Here is a 19,541-nt window from a genome sequence, read left to right on the forward strand (position 1 = left end):
ACTCTGGGACGAGTTCATGTAAAGATCATATTAAAGGCTTTTGACAAGCCCAATAAAAATTAACAGAATCGGCGGCAGCCAGGTCAAACGTGTCAGCCACTTCATTTTCCCCGCACGGCGTCCGAGTGCGAGACCCAGCGCCAAAAGCAGAGCTCCCATAACCGCTATGCAAATGGCGACGAGAAGCGGTGTATAGCCGAGAAAGGTAAGACTGATGCCTGCTCCAAAGGCATCGAGTGACAAGGCGAGACCGAGCATGACGGCCTCCCAGCCCATAATATGCCCGGAACGGTCGGCGTCGGCTTTAGCCGGGTCGCGCAAGATCTGAATCATTACGCCAAAAATGCGAAACTGAGACAAGACAGTGCGCTCTGCTTCTTCCTGCTTTTCTACAGCAACGCTTTGGGAATCCTGTCTGGACACAGCAAGCATATCTCCTGCTGTTTCACAGGCTGAGCTTCGACCCACTTCCCCTGCCAAGTCGTGTTCTGCTTGGGCTTTCGCCCGTGGCGAAACAAGTCTCCACAGCGTAAACAATCCCATGATAATTAACACGGCAGCACCGATTTGTTTTCCAATCTCGGGCGTCAGCCAGTACGTGAGCGACGAGCCCACCAGCATGACCCCATACACGACCACAAACGAACAACCCGACACGACAATAAGAGACAACAGCGGCATTCTCATGTTACGCAAACCATACGTTAATCCTACGCTGACACTGTCCATGCTGATGGCCAGAGAAACGAGCAGGAGTGAGAGCCATCCGCTCACATGTGGTCACCTCTTTCTCTACGTGTAAGAAAGCTTAAGCACTCAATTGCTGCGAGCATGCTGCTTAAACCTTCTGAAACGCATAACAAGCCTTTAACAAAAACGCTGTCGCTTTTTCCCTGAGAAATCCGCGACAAAAGTTTCTGTATTGCCTATTAGGTATACGCCAAATGCCCGGGATATGTGCTAAAAAAGCGTAAAGGAAGGGACAAAACGGAGAGTGGACATCAAAATGAAAAACGCCAAAGCTCCGTCTGACAGAGCCTTAGCGTTTTCACGATTCTTTCAACCACTTATTGTTGTACAGGAGCTGCTTTCAAAGCTTCTTCTGGAACTTTGATTTCGCCGACTTCGTTATGCTTTGAGAACGTGCTTGTCGTTTCCATCTCGAGAGAAATTTTTTGACCTTCTTGCTCCATCTCCATAGTCATGTTAACGACCGAGCGTGTAGGCAAATACGTTTCTTTGTTTACAGCGTTCTGGATTTTGAGACTTTTGATATTCATCGAGTCCAGCATAGCTGTAGCTTGCTCGCCAGCACCTGCGCCTGCTTGGCTCATCAGTTCCTTCGCGAGCTCCTTCACATTGTCGCCAGACAGTTCTGCCGATATGACGTAGTCGCTGCCATCTTCAGCAATTTTTGTATCGCTGACGATTTTTTTGAACTGCTCCATCTGCTTTTCTGGCGCCATGGAAGCCTTCATGCTAGCCACAATTTGATCTTTCATCTCGTTAGGCAGCTTCATCCAGGTACCATTCGTCTGGGTGTAGATGCCCTCATTTGTGATGTATTGCTTAACCGCTTGTTCTCCCTGCGGCATTTTCATTTGAATCTCTTGGTACATTTGCAATGGCTCTTTTACAAAATCTGATTTCATAGTCATGTCCACTTTTTGCTCTTGCTTCTGCTCGCCTTGTGACATCACCATGTTTTGGTTCACTTTCGAATCCATAGAGAAGCTTTTCAATTCAGCGCTTGCTTTTGCTGTTTTTTCAATCATCTCTTCTACAGTAGGTATCGCAGCAGCTGCTTGCTTCGCCTCGTTTGTTTGAGCATTGCTGTTCGGCTTCTCTGCTGAACCACATGCTGTCACGCTGATCGCAGTCGCAACTGCCAAGAATAAAACTGACCACTTCTTCACTCCATTATCCCCCTATATATTGAACTATTAACAAGGATATCCAAGTCTAAATAGGGACCAAAGAGGATTTAGTCCCTAATAAATAGGCACATTTTCCCTTTTACATACAAAAAATGCCTTTTATTCATCAAAATTGGGACTTCCAGCCTCAGGTGCACACAAAAAGGAGTATCCTAATGGCTACTCCTTTTTGCCGTCAAAAGACGAGGTTATCTTTTTCTTTTCAATCTACTTCGCAGTCGCTTGCGTTTTTCCAACAAAGCTCTTTGCTTCTGTGACGGTGCTTTGGGGACTTTTCGCACAAGCTGATCTGTTTGTCCCCTGGTTGGCAGCTCCACGCGACCAGCATCAGATTTTGATTTTGTCCTCGATTTGCTTCGGCTCGTACTCGCTGAGAGGGTGATCGTGTAGTTATTTCTGGGCGCCCCTACTTTGAACCTCCGAAACCCTACATTTCTACATGTGGTACAGCCTGTGTTCCAGCACCAGTGAAATGCTTGCTGCGGCACGTCAGTATAGTAAGCACCGGACCATCTGCGACCAAAAGCATCCTCGGCGTAAAAATAGTAGGTACGTCCCCCAACGTTCCCACTTCTCACCAGTCTTGTCTGGCCTGGATCAATCCGGTACCAGCCGCGGTTCGCATAGGTGACAGGTCCACAGTCGAAATTCAGGTAACCGTAGGCAACATATACGGTTCTGTTCGTATTATTGCGAAAAAAAAGACCCATCTCCTCACCTCTTATTCTCGGATGTTTGTCTTACGTTTTATGATATGAAAGAGGAAGTGTCTGGAAATGGACTAACGTAGACTAGCATGCAAATTTAGTGCATCTATAACCTCCCAATTTTTCAAATGCTCCTGCCAGTCAGGCTCATGCCTACTGTGTCTATTGTCTTCAACGAGCTAACAACCAAAAGGACGGGCCCTTCAGAAAAGCCACCGCCTGCCGAAATTCCAGCAAGCGATGGCTTTTATTTATGCGTTTTCTTACAGATCCTCGTCAAAACCTCCGAAGTCGAAATCTGTGTCTTCGCCTTCTCCAGCTCCAGTGTCCTCCGAAGCCATTTCCTCGTCACCTGACATCAGGTCGCTGAGCAGCATTCCGCCGAGGACACCTGCTGCCATCCCCCCAAGCATACCACCCATACCACCACCGCGATGTCCGTGATGACCGTATTGTCCCTGCTGATAAGAGGCAAGCGACACGTATGGGATCGATTGTGGATCGTTGGCATAGCCGGTTATCGTCTCGATCAGATAGCGGGATAGCTCCTCCTCTTTTCCGTCTGCGAGCAAGTCTTGTGGGACAATGACTTCTGCCTTGTACTCTTTGTCACGACGCAGCAGCCCGGAAGCCAGGTCCAGATCTACGAGCAAACGAAGCTCTTCTGGAGCTGTGAAGAAGATAACCTCCAGCTCCTTGAGCGGAATACCCAAATCCGCGCCTGGGAAAAAGGAGAATTCCTGACCGTATTGCGTCAATTTGCCCGAGTCAGATTTTTGGCGCAGATTCAAGCGATCGAGTGCCTTCAAAACGCGTTCTACAGGTTCTGACGGCAATACCTCTACTCGATCAAAATCGGTCGGATCAAGCGCCATTTCAACATCCAGCTTGGTGTGAAGCGCATATTGAACGGCTGGAGTCGAGATCGGCAAGCCCTCTGGCATGACGAATGAAAAAGGAATCTCCTGCACGAATGGCTTCGGCTGTACAGTGAAATTGCGGCTGATCGGGAAGGCCTGTACCTGCCTGGTCACTTCCTGTCCTCTGAGCGTCACGCGCATCAGCATCAGGGCGCTTAAATCAGAAATGCGCTGCTCTACATTTCCACCCTCTATTCGAACAACACCCGTCATCGTTTCACCCAATCGGTATCCCGGGCGATCAAGCTTCAAATCAACCTTGGCTGCCCCTACTCCAAACTTAGCCATTAACTTTTTGAACACAGGCCTCTCCTCCTCATATAACCAATCACTTATATATTATAGCAAAAAGAGAAGTAATACACACTTCTGGGCACCTCGACATAGGCTAAGAACGGTAATAAGGAGGGACTCAAATGAATGAAGCTATCCGTGAAAGTGTATTGTTTGAGAATCGTTTTTGGCTGCAAATTCTTGGCGATCACTCCCGTTTTATTTTTCAATCGTTAGCACCTAATGAGCAAAGCGAGATTGAACGAGCCCATTACTTTATCCACTCTTTTGACAACCTGCTGGAATTTGCTCGAAATAATTTGTCTGACGAAGAAATCATGACTTTAAACCAACAGGCAAGCATTCAGACACAAAGCTTGCGCGATTTTAAACTATATCTTCTTGAAAGACAGCTAATCGGAAAAATTTCTCTCAGCCTTTCTCCTACCTTTATAAACCACATGGTAAACGAGCTAGAAGAATATGAGCGGATATTAAATGCTTACCTATCAGGAAACCTGCCTCCTGCCTCTAATCCAGTTGACATTCATCTGCTATGGCTCTCAGATGCTGCTGGTCATGCTGCTACCATCACTTCCTTGTTAGATATGGTCGAGTTCGACACGCAAGAGAAAAGCAAACGTTTTACCAATCAATTCGAGCATTTTTATCTAAAAGCAGTAGAGTTAGCTGGGTATCTACGAACAAACCTGCAAAATTTCCCTGCCTTAAACCGTTTTAATCATCAAGCGGAAATGGAAATAAAGCTGTTTCAGGTGTTCCTACATGAATTGGAAGAAATGCGGATGAACGATGAGTTGCTGGGGGTTCTCACTCCATTAATGGCTGATCATATGTCTAGAGAAGAGTGCTATTACTTAATGAAACTATCTGAAGTCTCTGATGTAAAAGCCCCTGATTGTTATCCGACCAAGCCGCGTAATGAATAGACGCAGCTTAGGAGTGACCCCAAATAGGTGTCACTCCGTTTTGCGATGTATGCCAAAAGAAAGCTAGCTTTGTGCACGAATTTGATTTGCAACAGCAGAAGAGATCAGCTGCACAAGTCTTTCCGCCTGTTCCCCGTCCGTATCCCGAAGCGCGGAGAACTCTGTCACTTCCATACCGACCACACGTGAATCACTCAAAACAGTATCGAGTACAGATTGTGCTTCCTGCAAGGACAAGCCCGTTTCACTCGGAGAATAAGCCGCAGTCATGGCCTGTTTATGCATCACATCGACATCTAAGTGTACCAATATTTTGGCATCTGCTGGGATCGATCTCATGACAGTTGTAATGCGTTCAACCAGATGATTACCGGACAGCTCATCCAAGGTTAATACATCCACACCATACGTCACTTCCGGCATCCGTTGACAGCCGATCACCTTTATCCGATCTGAGGTCCAGCCGCTCGGCATAATCCATGTGCCCGCGTCCTGCAGTAAAAACCAGAGTCCCATCCCTGCTGCCCCAATCGAACGCGAAGCAACTGGAATAACTGCATCAAAGTGACCGTCAATAACAACAAGATATGCCTTTTCTCCATATCGCTCCTTGTGAGCCAGAGCCGTTCCGACAATAGTACTGCAATCCCCGCCAAGCATCACGACAAAATCTTTGGAATCAAACCACTCATACGCTTCTTTTTGCAACAAATCCCATAGCATGCGCGGAGCAGGCCAATTGCGAACTGGCGGCATATTGTGCCGTGGCAAATACTCAGGAAGACGCAGATTGCCTATGTCCTCTACATCCAAACCGTACTTCTGTAGCTGCGTGATGAGTCCTGCCTTGCGCAGAGCATCTGGAGAAAGCTCCGTTCCCGAAACCAACGCTCCCACATAGTGAGGTATACCTACAACTTTAACTGGAATAGCCAGTCCCTCCTGTAACTTCGGTTTTGTGAATATAGCTAGTATATCACAGCCTACGTTCCAAAAAATGGATGATCTCACATACCGAAGGACGCAGCCAACGATCTGGCATGCTCACCGACTCCCCTCGGATTAGCTGGGTTGCGAGAGTATTGGGATGGACGTCAGCACTTAAAAAATAGAGCTGCTCCCAAGGCTTCGGGATCGCATCCATGGCTTCCACACATTTGCCTACATAGACTTGTAGTGCATCGCGATATGCGGGAGTAGTCAGCGCAGTCCCACTCCACACGTCTACTCCCGTCAATGCCTTGGCATGAGCAGCATCCAGACTTTTGGCGAGGGAGAAGACAACAAACAGCAACTGCTCAGGCGCTAGCTTGTAGCGTTTTTGATACTGCTTGGCAAAACGGGCGATGGTTGCATTCCACGAAGGTGTATCATAACTGCCCAGATCGGGAATGCATTTGAGAACCCCGACGAGCTGCTCACCCCTTTTGACAAAAAGCAGGCCATCCTGCATCTGAAAAGACAGTCTTGCCAATCGCTCAGCCAAAAACTCTCCTACTCGCTCATGTATAATCCGAGAAATACGTTGTGATGATTTTCGCTTCAGCTTTTGCCTCACCCGAACCTCTTCCTCCTCCAGATAGACGCGGGTCAGCTCAGAAAATAAAAGCGCCTCCATACACGGCTCAGCCTGCTCACCACAGTTGACGCTCTCTTTTGTCAGGCACTCCAAGCGGCTATAGGCCTCTGCCAAGCTTTGCTCCCATTGCCCTTTATTTGCTGTGCCCATGCCTTGCCCCCCTCAATTCGTATCTGGCACGTGATCGGCGACGACTAGCACATCCATATGCCGCACTTCTCGCAGCAGCCTTTGTATGACAGAGCCGTCTCGTATTTCCTTCCATCTCGTCCTCGCTGATTGACCTATTACTACTTGTGTCGCATGCTTCTCGTTCATGTGCAAAACCAGCTTGGTGAACACCTTTCGCTTGGATGCTGCTTCATATTGTTCAAAGCAGCCCCCCAGTCGCTCCGTCAATTTCTTCAGCTTTTCCAGCTGTATCCTCTCCTCACCGATTAGCGGCTGATGATCCTGGACATATGCGACGTGCCAGGATGCTTTTAACCGGTAGGCAATCCGAAATCCGCGCCGGATCAAGCGCTCACTGTCCGCTCGCAAATTGACACAGACAAAAATCACTTCCCGCTGCCGCCACGGTCCCCGCAGGGTTCGTCTCTCCCATGCTTCGAGTCGTTCATCGACGTCATCAGCCACCTCACGCAGCGCCAATTCCCGCAGGGCAATGAGATTCCCCGTTTTAAAAAAGTTGGCGAGTGACTGCTCTATTTTTTCCATGGCGTAAATGTTGCCCTCGCGCATTCGCTGCCGCAATGCCTTTGGTGAAATGTCAATCAGCTCGACCTCATCTGCCTGATGCAAAATCTGGTCGGGAACGGTCTCACGCACACGAATACCCGTAATTTGCTCCACACTGTCGTTCAGGCTTTCGAGGTGCTGAATATTCATCGTGGAAATGACCGAAATACCAGCGGATAAAATCCTCTCTACATCCTGATACCGCTTCTCCAGCTGGCTGCCCGGCACATTGGTATGCGCCAGCTCATCGACCAGCACCACGTCAGGGTTGCGCCGAAGGATTTCGTCTGTATCCATTTCATCCAGCGTCACGTTTTTATACGGGATTCGCTTCCGTGGAATGAGAGGAAGCGTGCCAACCTGTTCTGTCGTTTCTTTTCGTCCATGTGTTTCTAACAGCCCGATGACGACGTCTATGCCATTTTGCGCAAGCTCGTTTCCCTCACGCAGCATCGTATACGTTTTTCCCACCCCTGGCGCTGCCCCGACGTACACCTTCAAGCTGCCACGCTTGATCTTGCCGATTTCCTCCTGCATTTCCGCCTCGCTCAGGCGGCGAAAAGGATTGATGGGTGCAGCTCTGCGCTTTGTGGGCAACACTCGCTCTCCATCTCGCTCAGATCGGTCTGCCACGATCAAAATGTCGATGTTTTTCGTTTGGCGCAAAATTTTGTGGACGATGGAGCCGTACCAGATCTCTTCCCAGCGCGTTCTCTTGGACTGTCCCATGACGATTCTCGTTACCTTTTTGTCCATCGCATAGGCAACCAGCTCACTCGCAACTGCATGTGGCCGATGCAGAGACTGCTCCTCGAATACGCCCCCTACTTTGTCGACGAGCTTCAGGATCGCTCTGCGAAAAGTGGCTTCCTCCTTGGTCAGCTTTTTTCCTGCGAGACGGAAGCAGACAACCAGCAGTTCTCCCCCGAGCCTTTTGGCCACCTGCTGTCCCCGTCTGACCAATATCGAGCCGTTCCAATGATACTGAGCCGATACCAATATCCGTTCGGTTGCACCAGACGCGCCCACCATGCCATGTCTTTCCCGGTAGTCCTCCAGATCATCATTCACTCCGTTGGCTACAAAGCGCAGAGCGAGCTCGCGCAGCATGTGCAGATTGTCTCTGCGAAACAAAGGGTGCTTCGTACGCGACAGATTCCCCTCGTCCTCTTGCAATCGTTTGAGAATCGCCTCTGGTGTCACATCCAAAAGCTTAACCTCATCCGCCTGCGCCAATGTATCTTCGGGAACGCATTGCTCGATTTGTACCTCGAGCTTGGTTAATCGCTCTGCCAGCTCTTTCATGCAAGACAGCTCGTAAATATTGACCGTCGCAATGACACTAATATTGTGCTGAAGCAGCGTTTGAACATCCTCATACCGTGTCGCTCGCGGCGCATCCGGTCGATTCCGGTAGGCAAGACCGTCCACCAGGACCACTTCAGGTTCACGCGCGATCAGTGCGTCGACGTCCAGATCATGCCTCATTTGCCCGAGCCTGTTCCATTCAATAGACGGGAGTTGCTCCAGCCCTTCTCGCTTTTGCTCCAGCTTTGGATGCGTAGCCTCGCCTGTACGCACAAGCACAACATCGATCCCTTTTTTCTTCAGGCTTTGCCCTTCCATCAACAGGTGGTACGTTTTACCGGAGCCACTCACCGCCCCCAAAATGATTTTCAGCCGGCCCCGGTGCATTTTGGAGATAGACTGCAAGATTTCCTCCGGGGACTTCTTTCGAAACTGTTCGACCATCTTGCAGCCTTCCTTTTTTCCTGTCTTATTTCAATTGATCCAGAGCCAAATTCAGTTTGAGCACGTTTACCCGTGGTTCCCCAAATACGCCCATGCTTCTTCCCTCTGTCTGTTCCTCAATCAAGGTACGCAGCTTGGCAGGATCAAGATTTCTCTTGCTGGCGATCCGCTCTACCTGGATGAGTGCAGCTTGTGGAGAAATATGCGGGTCCAGCCCAGAGCCAGAGTTGGTCAGTAAATTGGCAGGAATGTCTTCCTTTTTCACAGCAGGATTCGCTTTTAAAAAGCTGGCGATGTCTGCTTGTGTACGCTCGATCAGCGCTGGATTAGATGGTGCATAGTTGTTGGAGCCTGACCCTGCTGCATTGTTATCAATAGAAGATACACGGCCCCAGAAATACTTCGGATCAGAAAAGGTTTGACCGATCAGCTCAGAGCCAACTACCTTTCCGCTTGCGTCTGTAATCAAGCTGCCGCTCGCTTTTGCCGGCATCGCGATTTGAGCAATTCCCGTCATCGCCAGCGGGTAGGCGAGACCACAGATCAACAGCAAGACCAAACTGAGACGCAGATTTGTAAGCAGCATATGCCTTCACCTTTGCTTTCTTTAAATATAGTTGGTTACACCAAATTCAACCCGACCAGCAACAGGTCGATCAGCTTTATCGCTACAAAAGGAACCACGATTCCACCCAAGCCGTAGATAATGAGGTTGCGGCTAAGCAGCTTCGTCGCACTCATCGGCGAATACTTCACGCCCTTCATCGCCAGTGGAATCAGAATTGGAATGATAATCGCATTAAAGATCAGTGCGGACAAAATCGCACTTTGCGGGGTTGCCAGCCCCATGATGTTCAATGCACTCATTTGCGGAATGGCAAGCATAAACATCGCGGGAATGATCGCGAAGTATTTCGCCACATCGTTTGCGATACTAAAGGTCGTCAAGGCTCCGCGTGTCATCAACAGCTGTTTGCCGATCGCCACGACCTCGATAATCTTGGTTGGATCGGAATCGAGATCGACCATGTTGGCCGCTTCCTTCGCCGCCACTGTTCCGCTGTTCATCGCCAAGCCGACATCCGCCTGTGCAAGGGCTGGAGCATCATTCGTTCCATCCCCGGTCATGGCGACCAGCTTGCCTTCAGCCTGTTCTTTGCGGATCAGCGCAATTTTGTCCTCTGGCTTGGCTTCCGCTACAAAATCATCCACCCCTGCCTCACGGGCAATAGTCGCCGCTGTCAGTGGATTATCTCCCGTACACATGACCGTCCTGATACCCATGCGGCGCAACTCTTCAAAGCGCTCACGCATGTCGGGCTTTACGGTGTCTTTTAAATAAATCAACCCAATTATATTTGCTCCAGCTGCTACAGCTAGTGGCGTACCTCCGGCAGTAGCGATTTTTGCCGCTTTTTCCTCCAAATCAGCTGGGATGCTTCCCCCTTGCGCCAAGACGTACTGCTTGATCGCGTCCACGGCACCTTTGCGGATACTCGCTCCATTCACCAGATTTGTACCGCTCATCCGTGTCTCTGCCTTAAATTCCACGCCCTCAGAACCTGGTAGCGCTAGCTCTGTGGCATCCACACCCAACTTTTTCGCCAGCTCGATAATCGAGCGTCCTTCTGGTGTTTCGTCGTATATGGAGCTTTGTGCAGCTGCTTTGTTCAGCTCTTCTCGTGTGGCTTTGCCTACTGCCACGAATTCCGCTGCCATCCGGTTTCCGAATGTAATCGTTCCCGTTTTATCGAGAATGATTGTATTGATATCTCCCGATGCCTCCACTGCTTTTCCGGACATCGCAATCACGTTGAACTGTGTGACTCGGTCCATCCCGGCAATTCCGATCGCGGACAGCAAACCGCCAATCGTAGTTGGAATCAGGCACACCAACAGGGCAACCAGTGTGGCGACAGGGATCGCTGCATGTACGTAGTTCGCGATTGGCGACAAGGTCGTGCAGACAATCACAAAAATAAGGGTCAGACTGACGAGCAGCGTATTGAGCGCAATTTCATTCGGTGTCTTTTGGCGCTTGGCTCCCTCCACTAGTGATATCATTCGATCGAGGAAGGATTCACCGGGATCTGTCGTCACACGTACACGGATACTGTCACTCACGACACGTGTTCCACCTGTGACAGAGCTGAAATCTCCCCCCGCTTCCTTGATTACCGGAGCGGACTCACCCGTAATCGCCGACTCATCGACAGAAGCGACACCCTCTATAATTTCACCATCGCTTGGGATCAGCTCCCCCGTATCAACGACGACTACATCCCCTTTTCTAAGTTCTGTCGAGCTTACCACCTGAATGGAGCCGTCCTTTGCGATTCTGCGCGCTTTTGTATCCTGCTTCGTTTTCTTCAGACTCGCTGCCTGTGCTTTGCCGCGTCCCTCCGCCAATGCCTCAGCGAAGTTGGCGAACAAAATCGTCACGAACAAGATGAGACTGACGACACCGTTGTAGATTGGAGCGGAGGCTCCCCCAAACAGACCGGGGAAAATCGTCAGCAATAAAGTAATCACAAATCCTACCTCGACTACGAACATGACCGGATTTTTCATCATCACACGCGGGTCCAACTTTTTGAAAGCCTCCACTAGCGCCTGACGGTATATATCTTTGGGAAGCGCAGCAGTGCGCGTTTTACTCATCGAACTATCTCCTTTGCCTCTAGTTTCATGGGAAAAGCCGTATCTATCGCAAGGTCAGCCACTCAGCGATCGGACCTAGTGCAAGTACAGGCAAAAAGGTCAGGGCACCCACAATCACAACGGTTGCGATCAGCAGCACCAGGAACACATTGTTATCGGTTCGCAGCGTTCCCATCGTTTCTGGCACCGGCTTTTTGACGAGCATTGAGCCTGCCACTGCCAGCATGGCGATGATGGAGACATACCGCCCAAACAGCATGACCAGTCCCGTCGAAATATTCCAGAATGGCGTGTTGTCGCCCAGTCCTTCAAAACCGGAGCCGTTGTTTGCTGCCGACGAGGTGAATTCATACAGCACCTGAGATATTCCGTGAAAGCCTGGATTGCTGATGCCAGCTGTCCCCATCTCGGTTGCCAGTGCAATCGCAGTAGGTGCCAGTATGATCAATGGATGGGCAAGAATCGCAATCGCAATCAGCTTCATCTCTTTGCCCTCAATTTTTCGTCCCAAAAATTCGGGTGTGCGCCCTACCATCAATCCTGCGATGAAGACTGCTAAAATCGCGTACATCAGGATGTTAACTGTACCTACTCCGTCTCCGCCAAATACGCAATTGAGCATCATTTCCCCGAGCGGCACCAAGCCGCCTAGCGGTGTCAGTGTATCGTGCATGTTATTGACGGTTCCAGTCGTTGCCGCTGTCGTTATCGCTGTAAACAGAGCACTTTGCGCAATGCCAAAGCGTACTTCCTTGCCTTCCATACTGCCCATCGCCTGAGACAAGCCCGCCTGCTCCAATGCCGGATTTCCATGAATCTCGCTGACATAAGCCGTAGTCAAAAAGACGAGAAACATTGCCCCCATCGCCCCAAAAATGATCCAGCCTTGCTTGCGGCTTTTTGCCATATGCCCAAATGCAATCGGAAGCGACGCCGGGATCAGAAACATCGAGAGCATCTCCAGCACATTGGTCCACGGTGTTGGATTTTCAAAAGGGTGTGACGAGTTCACTCCGAAAAATCCCCCGCCGTTCGTTCCCAAATGCTTGATCGAAACGAGAGAAGCAACCGGCCCGCGTGCGATTTGCTGCTCGGCACCGCTAATCGTGGTCGCAGTTGCTGTCTGCTCCAGCGTCTGCGGTACGCCCTGGGCTATGAGTAACAGTGTCACGACTATGGCCAAAGGCAGCAGAACCCGAGTATGCGCCCGAACCAGGTCAACAAAGTAGTTGCCGATGCTGCGCTGACCTGTCAGCCCTCGCATAAATGCCATGACTACCGCAATTCCCGTTGCCGGTGTCGTAAACATCAGGTAAATGATAACCATCATCTGCGACAGGTAGGACAATCCACTCTCGCCGCTATAATGCTGGAGATTTGTATTCGTTAAAAAGCTGACCGCCGTGTTGAACGAAAGCAGTGGGTCCATCGCAGCAATGCCGCTCGGATTACCAGGCAGCACCCCTTGAAGGCGAAGCAGGATGTACGCAATGGCAACCATGGCGATGTTGCTCATCAAAACAGCTACTGCGTACTGCTTCCAGGTCATGTCTGTCATGCGAATTCCGGACAGCTTGTAAATTCCTTTTTCCAGACCGCCGAAAACACGGTCCAGTCTTGTCGCATCAAGTGAAAACGCGTTAGCCAGGTATCGCCCCATCGGTATCGCCAGAATGAGCAGCACCACCAAAACCAACGATATTTGTAAAAAGTCCACAACCGCTCCTCCTAACATTCCTGCAAAATCAGTTCAAATCCGATGTATCGAGCCTCTATCATCACACATGCTCAATATTTTTCCGGGTAGATCAACGCATGGCCCAAATACACGGAAAGTCCAGCCACGATCACTAGCAGAACGATCATTTGTCTTTCCCTCCCTGTTCTCTGACCACCGCATCACAAAATTGGATGAGTGCGTAAAATACTCCGAATGATAATGCCAAGAGCAGTATGGAAACTACGTCCATCCCAGTTTCCTCCTTTTTTAAAAATTCACCCTTTATTTAAACCAAGCCACCACTATCGCTAAGGCGTCCCTCTCGCTTACCCTGTGCTCGTTTTCTTTTTGAAAAAACAAGCCTCCAGGTATAAAAAATAGACCAATGCTTACCCCTTCCCCGTAGATCAACACAGCTCACCAGCAAAGACGCATAGGCAAATACACTCGCCCACATCCAGCGGCAAAACGATCTTTTCTCGGAGAAAAAGTACTCATTGGTCTACCTAACGCCCAGCCGACAATGGCATTGCCTTCTTTGCGTTTTGTCTCCCGTTTCCTTTTTCGTCGCACATATATTCTGTTTTTGGGCAAAACGAAAAGACCTGCAAAATGATTTGAATCACACCTCTTGCCATCCGATGGGATAACAAAAAGGCCTCCTCAAATAGGCGGTCTTTAGACCTCCCTCGCTTTAGCCGACGAAGTTAGCTGACGGGTAGGATGGCGAAAGAGCTTCTCATCCCTTCCACAAATGATTCGTGGAATTAACCCCTACTGATTGGGTCCTCCGTTCCCGAGTGCCTCGGGATTTGGCCAGATTTGCAATTGTTAGTTACGAGTCTCATTATACGTCCGGCATAATCGGTTGTTAATGTCCTGTTTTTGTCTTTTTAGCACGATTTATTCATTCTTTATCGATGTAAGCGATTTAAAGCCAGTAAGCCTCATCCGCTCACGATATTTCATGGTTTCTCTTCTGTTTTCGCACAAGAGACTAGGTCGCTGACATGAGCTGAAAATCACCTGCCGGCGACCTTGTTGACAGCCCCACCAGTAGCTCGTTAAGATATAGCCATCTGAGCGCATAGCAAACCTATTGGCACAGGCAGGGCCTTCGATGTGCCCGATCAGACAAGGGAATGACACATGGGAGGAATATGGATTGGCCATCTCAAATAAAAAAAAGCTTGAAGCAGAAATCAGCGAAGCTTTTATCAAGTTCCAGCGCGATCTGATCGGCCGTGGACCGCAGGAGTCGAAAACGTACATAGTCGGAGACATGGTGATTGCCCGTTTTAAAGGTGTCCTCACCGTCGAGGAAAAGCACCTGTCCAGTCATGAAAAAGGGCGCCGTATCGTAAAAGAGATGCGTGAGCTGCTGCGTGAAATGTACAGCGAGGAGTCAGAACAAATCGTAGAGCGGCTGACCGGGTGCAAGGTATTATCCAGCCACAGCGACATCAGCACGAAAATGGGGGAACGAATCGAGGTTTTTGTGCTGGACAAGGATTTGGAAAAGCTACTTGGTGTGTAAACAACAAGCTCCGTCCCGGCAAACAGGCGGAGCTTTTCCTTTTGATCAAATTGTAGTTACACATGCACTTCTACAAGCACCTGCTCGTCGTAGGAAAACCGCTCATTCACGTCAGAGACGACCTCCCACTCCTCCTCACCTACCTGGATCGAATACAGCAGCTCCCGCCCTTGGAATTGGACATGAGTCACCTTTCCTACGACACCGTCCGATCCTTGGTGCCAAGCCTTTAGCTTTAGCTGATCCGGCCGCACCGGCAGTACGCGGTGAGCGTGAAACGAAGCATAGTCGCGCGACACCGGTATCGGCTGTGTCTGCCCCCCTACTTTGTCCAGCAAAAAGGTATGTGGATTCGACCAGCTGCCTTTTAAAAAGTTGGACCGTCCCACGAATTTGGCGACAAACAAAGACTCCGGTGCATAGTAAATCTCCTGCGGGGTACCCGCCTGCTCTACCCTTCCGTCCTTCATGACCACGATCTTATCTGCCATTCCTAGCGCTTCCGACTGGTCATGGGTGACATAGACGATCGACGTACCCAGCTCGCGGTGAATGTACTGAATTTCTTTTCTCATCTGCATCCGCAGCTCCGCATCGAGACTGCTGAGCGGCTCATCCATCAGCAGAAGCGTCGGATTAAACACGATGGCGCGCGCCAAAGCTACACGCTGCTTTTGTCCGCCTGACAGCTGGCTTGGAAATCGCTCCTCCATGCCACCAAGTCCGACCATTTCAAGCATTTGCGCCACACGCGCCCTCGGGTCTTTTTTATACGCATCGGGCACCTGCTTTTGATGGCGTAGAGGAAAGGCTACATTCTCGTATACATTCAGATGCGGCCATAGCGCGAATGACTGGAACACCATGCCAATCCGTCTTTCCTCTGGCGGTTTGCGTCCGTCTGCGTCAGCCACCCGTTCATGATTGATCCAAATTTCACCGCTCGTCGGAGATTCAAAGCCAGCGAGTAAGCGCAGCAGCGTAGTCTTTCCGCAGCCGCTCGGTCCCAGCAGGGCGACGAACTCTCCTTGCCCAATTTGCAAATCCAGATTATGAAGCGCAGTTACACTGCCAAATTTTTTAGAAACTCCTGCTACCCTCGCACTATTCATTGCTCTACCCTCCGCTGCCAATATCGTTTCCACAAGCCACCCGCTGTCAAAAGAAGCAGAATAGCTGCTACAATTAGCGTGGAAAGCGCCGTGCTGTAGGTCGTAGACCCCGCCTGCTCAAAGCCGAAAATAACGACGCCAATCGTTTCCGCGCCAGAAGTCCACAGGAGCGAGGACAGCGTCAGCTCAGTAAATGCCGTCAAAAAGACGAGGAACAAGCCCGTTGCCATTCCCGGTGCATAAAGCGGTACGAGAATTTTGCCCCATCTCGTCCAAAACCCACCACCATTGATTCTTGCCGCTTCCTCTACTTCCTTGCCTACCTGCATGATCGAAACCGTACTGCTCTTTACTTGGAGAATCAAAAACCGTGTCACATACGCAATCAAAATAAGCCAAACCGTTCCGTACAAACCGGGCTGCCAGCCGGGAATCGGCTCCATCCAGGTCAAAATCATCGCCAGACCAAGAACCATACCGGGCAATGCATACGGCAATGCCACAGCTCCTTCCATGATTTTGCCTGTAAACGAGGGGCGATTGACGCGCCAGTAGGCAAACCAAGTACCTGCGAGCACACACAAAATTCCCGTCAGACTGGCAAGCATCAGGCTATTTCGAATCGCATCCCGTGTCCCTGCATGGTCGAACAGCACAAACGCAAAGTGCTTCCACGTCAAATTTTCTGCGATAAACGGCAAGCCATACGCTTTTACAAAGGCAGTGGCAGCCATCGATAAGAGCGGCAATACGCCTGTTACCAGCATAAAGCCCCATACGCCCAGCTCCACCCAACCCCGTTTCGCACCCAGGTATCGCCGAATCGACTTGTCCTCCGCACTCGTCTGGTCAACCCGACTCTTGCGCAGCAAAAGCCACTGTACCCCGGTTCCAGCCAAAGCGACTACACCAAGCACAATAGACAGAACAGCAGCCTTGGCGAAAGCAGTCGGCCCGAATCCGATCACTTCTTCATAGATGAGTGTGCTGAGGACAGATATATTTTCTGGAATTCCTAAAAACGCTGGGATTCCGAAATTGTCGAGGCCGGAAATGAATGCAAGCAGCCCGCCTCCTGCGATGCCAGGCAATCCAAGCGGCAGCGTAACCTTGCGAAACACCGTGAGAGCACTTGCTCCAGAAGAGTGCGCTGCCCACTCCAGCTCCTTTGGAATCCGGTACAGAACAGACAGTGTCAGCATGTAAACCAGCGGATAATGGGTCAAGCCCATTACGACAATAATTCCGTCCAGCCCGTACACATTCCATATCTCTACAGGGGCTCCAGCCAGCCAGCTTGCTGCCCGATTGATGACTCCCTGCGGTCCCGCAAGCTGCGTCCATGCCAATGTCATGACGTAAGAGGGAATGAGCAGTGGCAATAGCGCGAGTACATGAAAGGCCGGCTTCCAGCGAATATCGGTATAAGCGCACAGCCAAGCCAATGATACCCCGATCACAAGCGAAATGATGGTTGATGCACCAGCAGCCGTAATGGTGTGACCAACCGCATCCCATGTACGCGCATGTGTCAGTACTTCTGCAAAATGAGCAAAACCGAGTCCTGTGTCCGTTTTCACACTGAGCGCCATCAGCTTCCACAGCGGATAGACAAAAAAGAAGGCGACTGGTACCAGCACCATCCATGTAGCCGCCTGTTCCATCGACAGAGAAGCGGCGAATTTACGCCGCTCTCCGATCTGCCGTTCAGTCACTACTGTCTGCCAGTTACTTGCCACCCATCATCTCTCCAAATTTCTTTTTATCCGCCTCACGGGATGCTTCTAGTTCATCTGTATTTGCTGAGAGCGCTTTGATCTGATCTTGGGCAAGCAGTCCTTCTGGTGCCGCAACGCCTTTACGAATCGGCGTGTAGCCCAGGCTTGATGCGAGCTTTTGACCTTCCTCCGAGAGCACAAAGTCAACGAATGCTTTTGCCGCGTCCTGGTTTTTCGAAGCTTTCAAAATACCGATTGGCTCTGTAATGACTGGCACACCTTCGCTTGGATAGATCAGCTCTACCGGTGATCCTTCTTTTTTCGCTCTGGCTACCAAATAATCGACGACCATGCCGTATTCTTTTTCGCCGCCCGCTACACTTTTGAGCACGGCGCCATTTCCTTTGGTTACGGTCATTTGATTGGTTTTGAGTCCTTGGATGAAATCCCAGCCAAAATCGCCTTGGCGGGTAAGTACACCGACGTTGTAGGCAGCTGCCCCGGAATAAAGCGGGCTTGGCATGATTGCTTTTCCAGCAGCCTCAGGGCTCGTCAGTACTTTCCAACTGTCAGGCTTTGTAGTTACCTTGCTTGTATTGACTGCGAGGACAGTCGCCATGACTTTCGTTCCTGTATAGACACCGTCTGCATCCTTCCAATCCGCAGGGATGTCAGCAGCTTCTGGAGAGTTGTAGCCCATGAGCAAGTCTTGCTTTTTCAAGCTGGCAAAGGTCGGCGCGTCAGCTACCAGCAGCACGTCTGCTTTGACCTGTCCTGCCTGTGCCTCAGCCTGTAGACGGCTGATGACCTCCTCTGTACCAGAACGGAACAGCTCGACCTTTACCTCCGGATACTTTTTCGTAAAGCTCTCGATCAAAGCCGCTGCATCTGCATCTGGCTGTGATGTGTAAAAGCTCAGATTCCCCGCTACTTTTGGTGCTGCCGCCTCAGTTGTGGCAGCTGTAGTTGTTGCTGCTGGTGTGGCTGGTGCCGGCTTGGCTTCTGGTTGCGGCGAAGTGGAAGTGGACTGTGTACCACATGCTGTCAATCCCAAAACTGATAGTGCTGTGAATAGAGAAAGAGTCCATTTGTGGAGTTGAACACGTTTCATTTTCTATTTCCTCCTAATCATGAGTGGGCATGCTATGAGCTTTGTTTCGTACCTTGAAACCACTTTCCAATCTTTGCTTTCATTGCCGTATTCGTCATATTCAGCTGAAGCGGTGTGATGGTGATGTAGCCATCTCGCAGCTTGTAATAATCAGATTCCTCGTCTTCAAAATGCAGCTCGGTCAAATGATCAGAGAGCCAGTAGCAGAGGTATCCCTGGGGATCATTCAAGCCGACATACTGATAGCGCAAAACGTCCATCGCAAGCGGCGTAACAGCGACTCCCTTTACCATTTCTTTTGACAGATACGGGAGATTGATGTTCAATACCGTTTCTGGAGTGAGCTTGTGCCTCAAGAGTGTCTCAAACACTTCATAAGCGAGCGGCTCCACGATCGAAAAGGATGGGTTCGGCTTCAGTGTCGCCAGAGAAATCGCAATCGAAGGAATCTGGTACATCGCGCCTTCGATTGCAGCTGAGATCGTTCCGGAGTAAAATACATCCCGCCCCAGATTAGGACCACGGTTAATTCCAGAAACAATGACATCGGGCTTTTCCTTGAGAATGACTTCAAGCGCCATTTTGACGCAATCGGCCGGGGTGCCATTGACCGCCCAAGCCTCTAATGAAGTATCGAAAAAGTTCACTTTATTTGCCTTTACAGGCGATTTCAGCGTAATCGCGTGACTGATTGCGCTACGTTCTTGATCGGGACAGACGATGGATACATTGCCAAATGGCTGTAAAGCCTGTGCTAAACAAAGTACGCCGTTGGAAAAGATCCCATCGTCATTCGTGACGAGAATATTCAATGTGTAATAAACCT

17 protein-coding genes and 1 riboswitch are annotated in these 19,541 nt (G+C 50.2%); of the genes, 2 read left to right on the top strand and 15 right to left on the bottom strand.

Features of this window, described 5'->3' with window-relative positions; translation table 11 throughout:
* Positions 1–30 precede the first annotated feature (30 nt).
* The 4 genes from C3B52_RS19845 to C3B52_RS19860 all read right to left on the bottom strand — a co-directional run bounded on the left by C3B52_RS19845 (position 31) and on the right by C3B52_RS19860 (position 3,867).
* Positions 31–774, bottom strand: a complete 744-nt coding sequence (locus tag C3B52_RS19845; protein ID WP_103108140.1) for a manganese efflux pump — start codon at positions 772–774, stop codon at positions 31–33.
* 293 nt (positions 775–1,067) lie between these two features.
* Positions 1,068–1,916, bottom strand: a complete 849-nt coding sequence (locus C3B52_RS19850; protein ID WP_103108141.1) for a DUF6612 family protein — start codon at positions 1,914–1,916, stop codon at positions 1,068–1,070.
* 209 nt (positions 1,917–2,125) lie between these two features.
* Entirely contained in the window at positions 2,126–2,647 is a 522-nt protein-coding gene (locus tag C3B52_RS19855; RefSeq protein WP_103108142.1) for a DUF1036 domain-containing protein, read from the bottom strand.
* Between the two features lie 260 nt (positions 2,648–2,907).
* The gene (locus C3B52_RS19860) at positions 2,908–3,867 is read right to left on the bottom strand and encodes a sporulation protein (protein ID WP_103108143.1); all 960 of its coding nucleotides are present in this window, start codon (positions 3,865–3,867) and stop codon (positions 2,908–2,910) included.
* Positions 3,868–3,980: 113 nt separating this feature from the next.
* Between C3B52_RS19860 and C3B52_RS19865 the strand changes: the two genes are divergently transcribed.
* Positions 3,981–4,787, top strand: a complete 807-nt coding sequence (locus tag C3B52_RS19865) for a DUF2935 domain-containing protein (protein ID WP_103108144.1) — start codon at positions 3,981–3,983, stop codon at positions 4,785–4,787.
* A 63-nt stretch (positions 4,788–4,850) separates the two neighbouring features.
* On the opposite strand, the gene C3B52_RS19870 is transcribed toward C3B52_RS19865, so the two are convergent.
* The 7 genes from C3B52_RS19870 to C3B52_RS38215 all read right to left on the bottom strand — a co-directional run bounded on the left by C3B52_RS19870 (position 4,851) and on the right by C3B52_RS38215 (position 13,383).
* A complete protein-coding gene (locus tag C3B52_RS19870; RefSeq protein WP_373419738.1) occupies positions 4,851–5,798 on the bottom strand; it encodes an arginase family protein in 948 nt (315 codons plus the stop codon).
* Positions 5,764–6,516 carry a hypothetical protein gene (locus C3B52_RS19875; RefSeq protein ID WP_103108145.1) on the bottom strand — a complete coding sequence of 251 codons (753 nt, stop codon included), beginning with the start codon at positions 6,514–6,516 and terminating at the stop codon, positions 5,764–5,766. Before C3B52_RS19875 ends, C3B52_RS19870 begins: the two co-directional genes overlap by 35 nt.
* A 12-nt stretch (positions 6,517–6,528) precedes the next feature.
* Entirely contained in the window at positions 6,529–8,856 is a 2,328-nt protein-coding gene (locus C3B52_RS19880) for a histidine kinase (RefSeq protein WP_103108146.1), read from the bottom strand.
* Between the two features lie 25 nt (positions 8,857–8,881).
* Complete coding sequence (kdpC, locus tag C3B52_RS19885) at positions 8,882–9,442, bottom strand: potassium-transporting ATPase subunit KdpC (RefSeq protein WP_103108147.1); 561 nt, start codon at positions 9,440–9,442, stop codon at positions 8,882–8,884.
* 35 nt (positions 9,443–9,477) lie between these two features.
* Complete coding sequence (kdpB, locus tag C3B52_RS19890) at positions 9,478–11,517, bottom strand: potassium-transporting ATPase subunit KdpB (RefSeq protein WP_103108148.1); 2,040 nt, start codon at positions 11,515–11,517, stop codon at positions 9,478–9,480.
* A gap of 43 nt (positions 11,518–11,560) precedes the next feature.
* The gene (kdpA, locus tag C3B52_RS19895) at positions 11,561–13,234 is read right to left on the bottom strand and encodes a potassium-transporting ATPase subunit KdpA (RefSeq protein WP_103108149.1); all 1,674 of its coding nucleotides are present in this window, start codon (positions 13,232–13,234) and stop codon (positions 11,561–11,563) included.
* 71 nt (positions 13,235–13,305) lie between these two features.
* Positions 13,306–13,383 carry a potassium-transporting ATPase subunit F gene (locus C3B52_RS38215; RefSeq protein ID WP_103108183.1) on the bottom strand — a complete coding sequence of 26 codons (78 nt, stop codon included), beginning with the start codon at positions 13,381–13,383 and terminating at the stop codon, positions 13,306–13,308.
* 535 nt (positions 13,384–13,918) lie between these two features.
* Positions 13,919–14,065, bottom strand: a riboswitch (cyclic di-AMP (ydaO/yuaA leader).
* Between the two features lie 337 nt (positions 14,066–14,402).
* On the opposite strand from C3B52_RS38215, the gene C3B52_RS19905 reads away from it, so the two are divergent.
* Positions 14,403–14,774 carry a DUF2294 domain-containing protein gene (locus tag C3B52_RS19905; RefSeq protein ID WP_103108150.1) on the top strand — a complete coding sequence of 124 codons (372 nt, stop codon included), beginning with the start codon at positions 14,403–14,405 and terminating at the stop codon, positions 14,772–14,774.
* 56 nt (positions 14,775–14,830) lie between these two features.
* On the opposite strand, the gene C3B52_RS19910 is transcribed toward C3B52_RS19905, so the two are convergent.
* The 4 genes from C3B52_RS19910 to surE are packed head-to-tail and all read right to left on the bottom strand — an operon-like array spanning position 14,831 to position 19,527.
* Positions 14,831–15,886 carry an ABC transporter ATP-binding protein gene (locus C3B52_RS19910; protein ID WP_103108151.1) on the bottom strand — a complete coding sequence of 352 codons (1,056 nt, stop codon included), beginning with the start codon at positions 15,884–15,886 and terminating at the stop codon, positions 14,831–14,833.
* Entirely contained in the window at positions 15,883–17,625 is a 1,743-nt protein-coding gene (locus C3B52_RS19915; RefSeq protein ID WP_235615786.1) for an ABC transporter permease, read from the bottom strand. The genes C3B52_RS19910 and C3B52_RS19915 overlap by 4 nt, the downstream gene beginning before the upstream one ends.
* The gene (locus tag C3B52_RS19920) at positions 17,615–18,715 is read right to left on the bottom strand and encodes an ABC transporter substrate-binding protein (protein WP_103108152.1); all 1,101 of its coding nucleotides are present in this window, start codon (positions 18,713–18,715) and stop codon (positions 17,615–17,617) included. Before C3B52_RS19920 ends, C3B52_RS19915 begins: the two co-directional genes overlap by 11 nt.
* A 32-nt stretch (positions 18,716–18,747) precedes the next feature.
* Entirely contained in the window at positions 18,748–19,527 is a 780-nt protein-coding gene (gene surE / locus C3B52_RS19925; protein ID WP_103108153.1) for a 5'/3'-nucleotidase SurE, read from the bottom strand.
* Positions 19,528–19,541: the final 14 nt, after the last annotated feature.

It is taken from the genome of Brevibacillus reuszeri, assembly GCF_002897295.1.
Classification (GTDB): Bacteria; Bacillota; Bacilli; order Brevibacillales; family Brevibacillaceae; genus Brevibacillus; species Brevibacillus reuszeri_A.

Coding starts and splice junctions, on each gene's coding strand:
- C3B52_RS19855 (WP_103108142.1), bottom strand. CDS start 2,647: ATGGGTCTTTTTTTTCGCAATAATACGAACAGAACCGTATATGTTGCC.
- C3B52_RS19865 (WP_103108144.1), top strand. CDS start 3,981: ATGAATGAAGCTATCCGTGAAAGTGTATTGTTTGAGAATCGTTTTTGG.
- C3B52_RS19875 (WP_103108145.1), bottom strand. CDS start 6,516: ATGGGCACAGCAAATAAAGGGCAATGGGAGCAAAGCTTGGCAGAGGCC.
- C3B52_RS19880 (WP_103108146.1), bottom strand. CDS start 8,856: ATGGTCGAACAGTTTCGAAAGAAGTCCCCGGAGGAAATCTTGCAGTCT.
- kdpC (WP_103108147.1), bottom strand. CDS start 9,442: ATGCTGCTTACAAATCTGCGTCTCAGTTTGGTCTTGCTGTTGATCTGT.
- kdpB (WP_103108148.1), bottom strand. CDS start 11,517: ATGAGTAAAACGCGCACTGCTGCGCTTCCCAAAGATATATACCGTCAG.
- C3B52_RS38215 (WP_103108183.1), bottom strand. CDS start 13,383: ATGATCGTTCTGCTAGTGATCGTGGCTGGACTTTCCGTGTATTTGGGC.
- C3B52_RS19910 (WP_103108151.1), bottom strand. CDS start 15,886: ATGAATAGTGCGAGGGTAGCAGGAGTTTCTAAAAAATTTGGCAGTGTA.
- C3B52_RS19920 (WP_103108152.1), bottom strand. CDS start 18,715: ATGAAACGTGTTCAACTCCACAAATGGACTCTTTCTCTATTCACAGCA.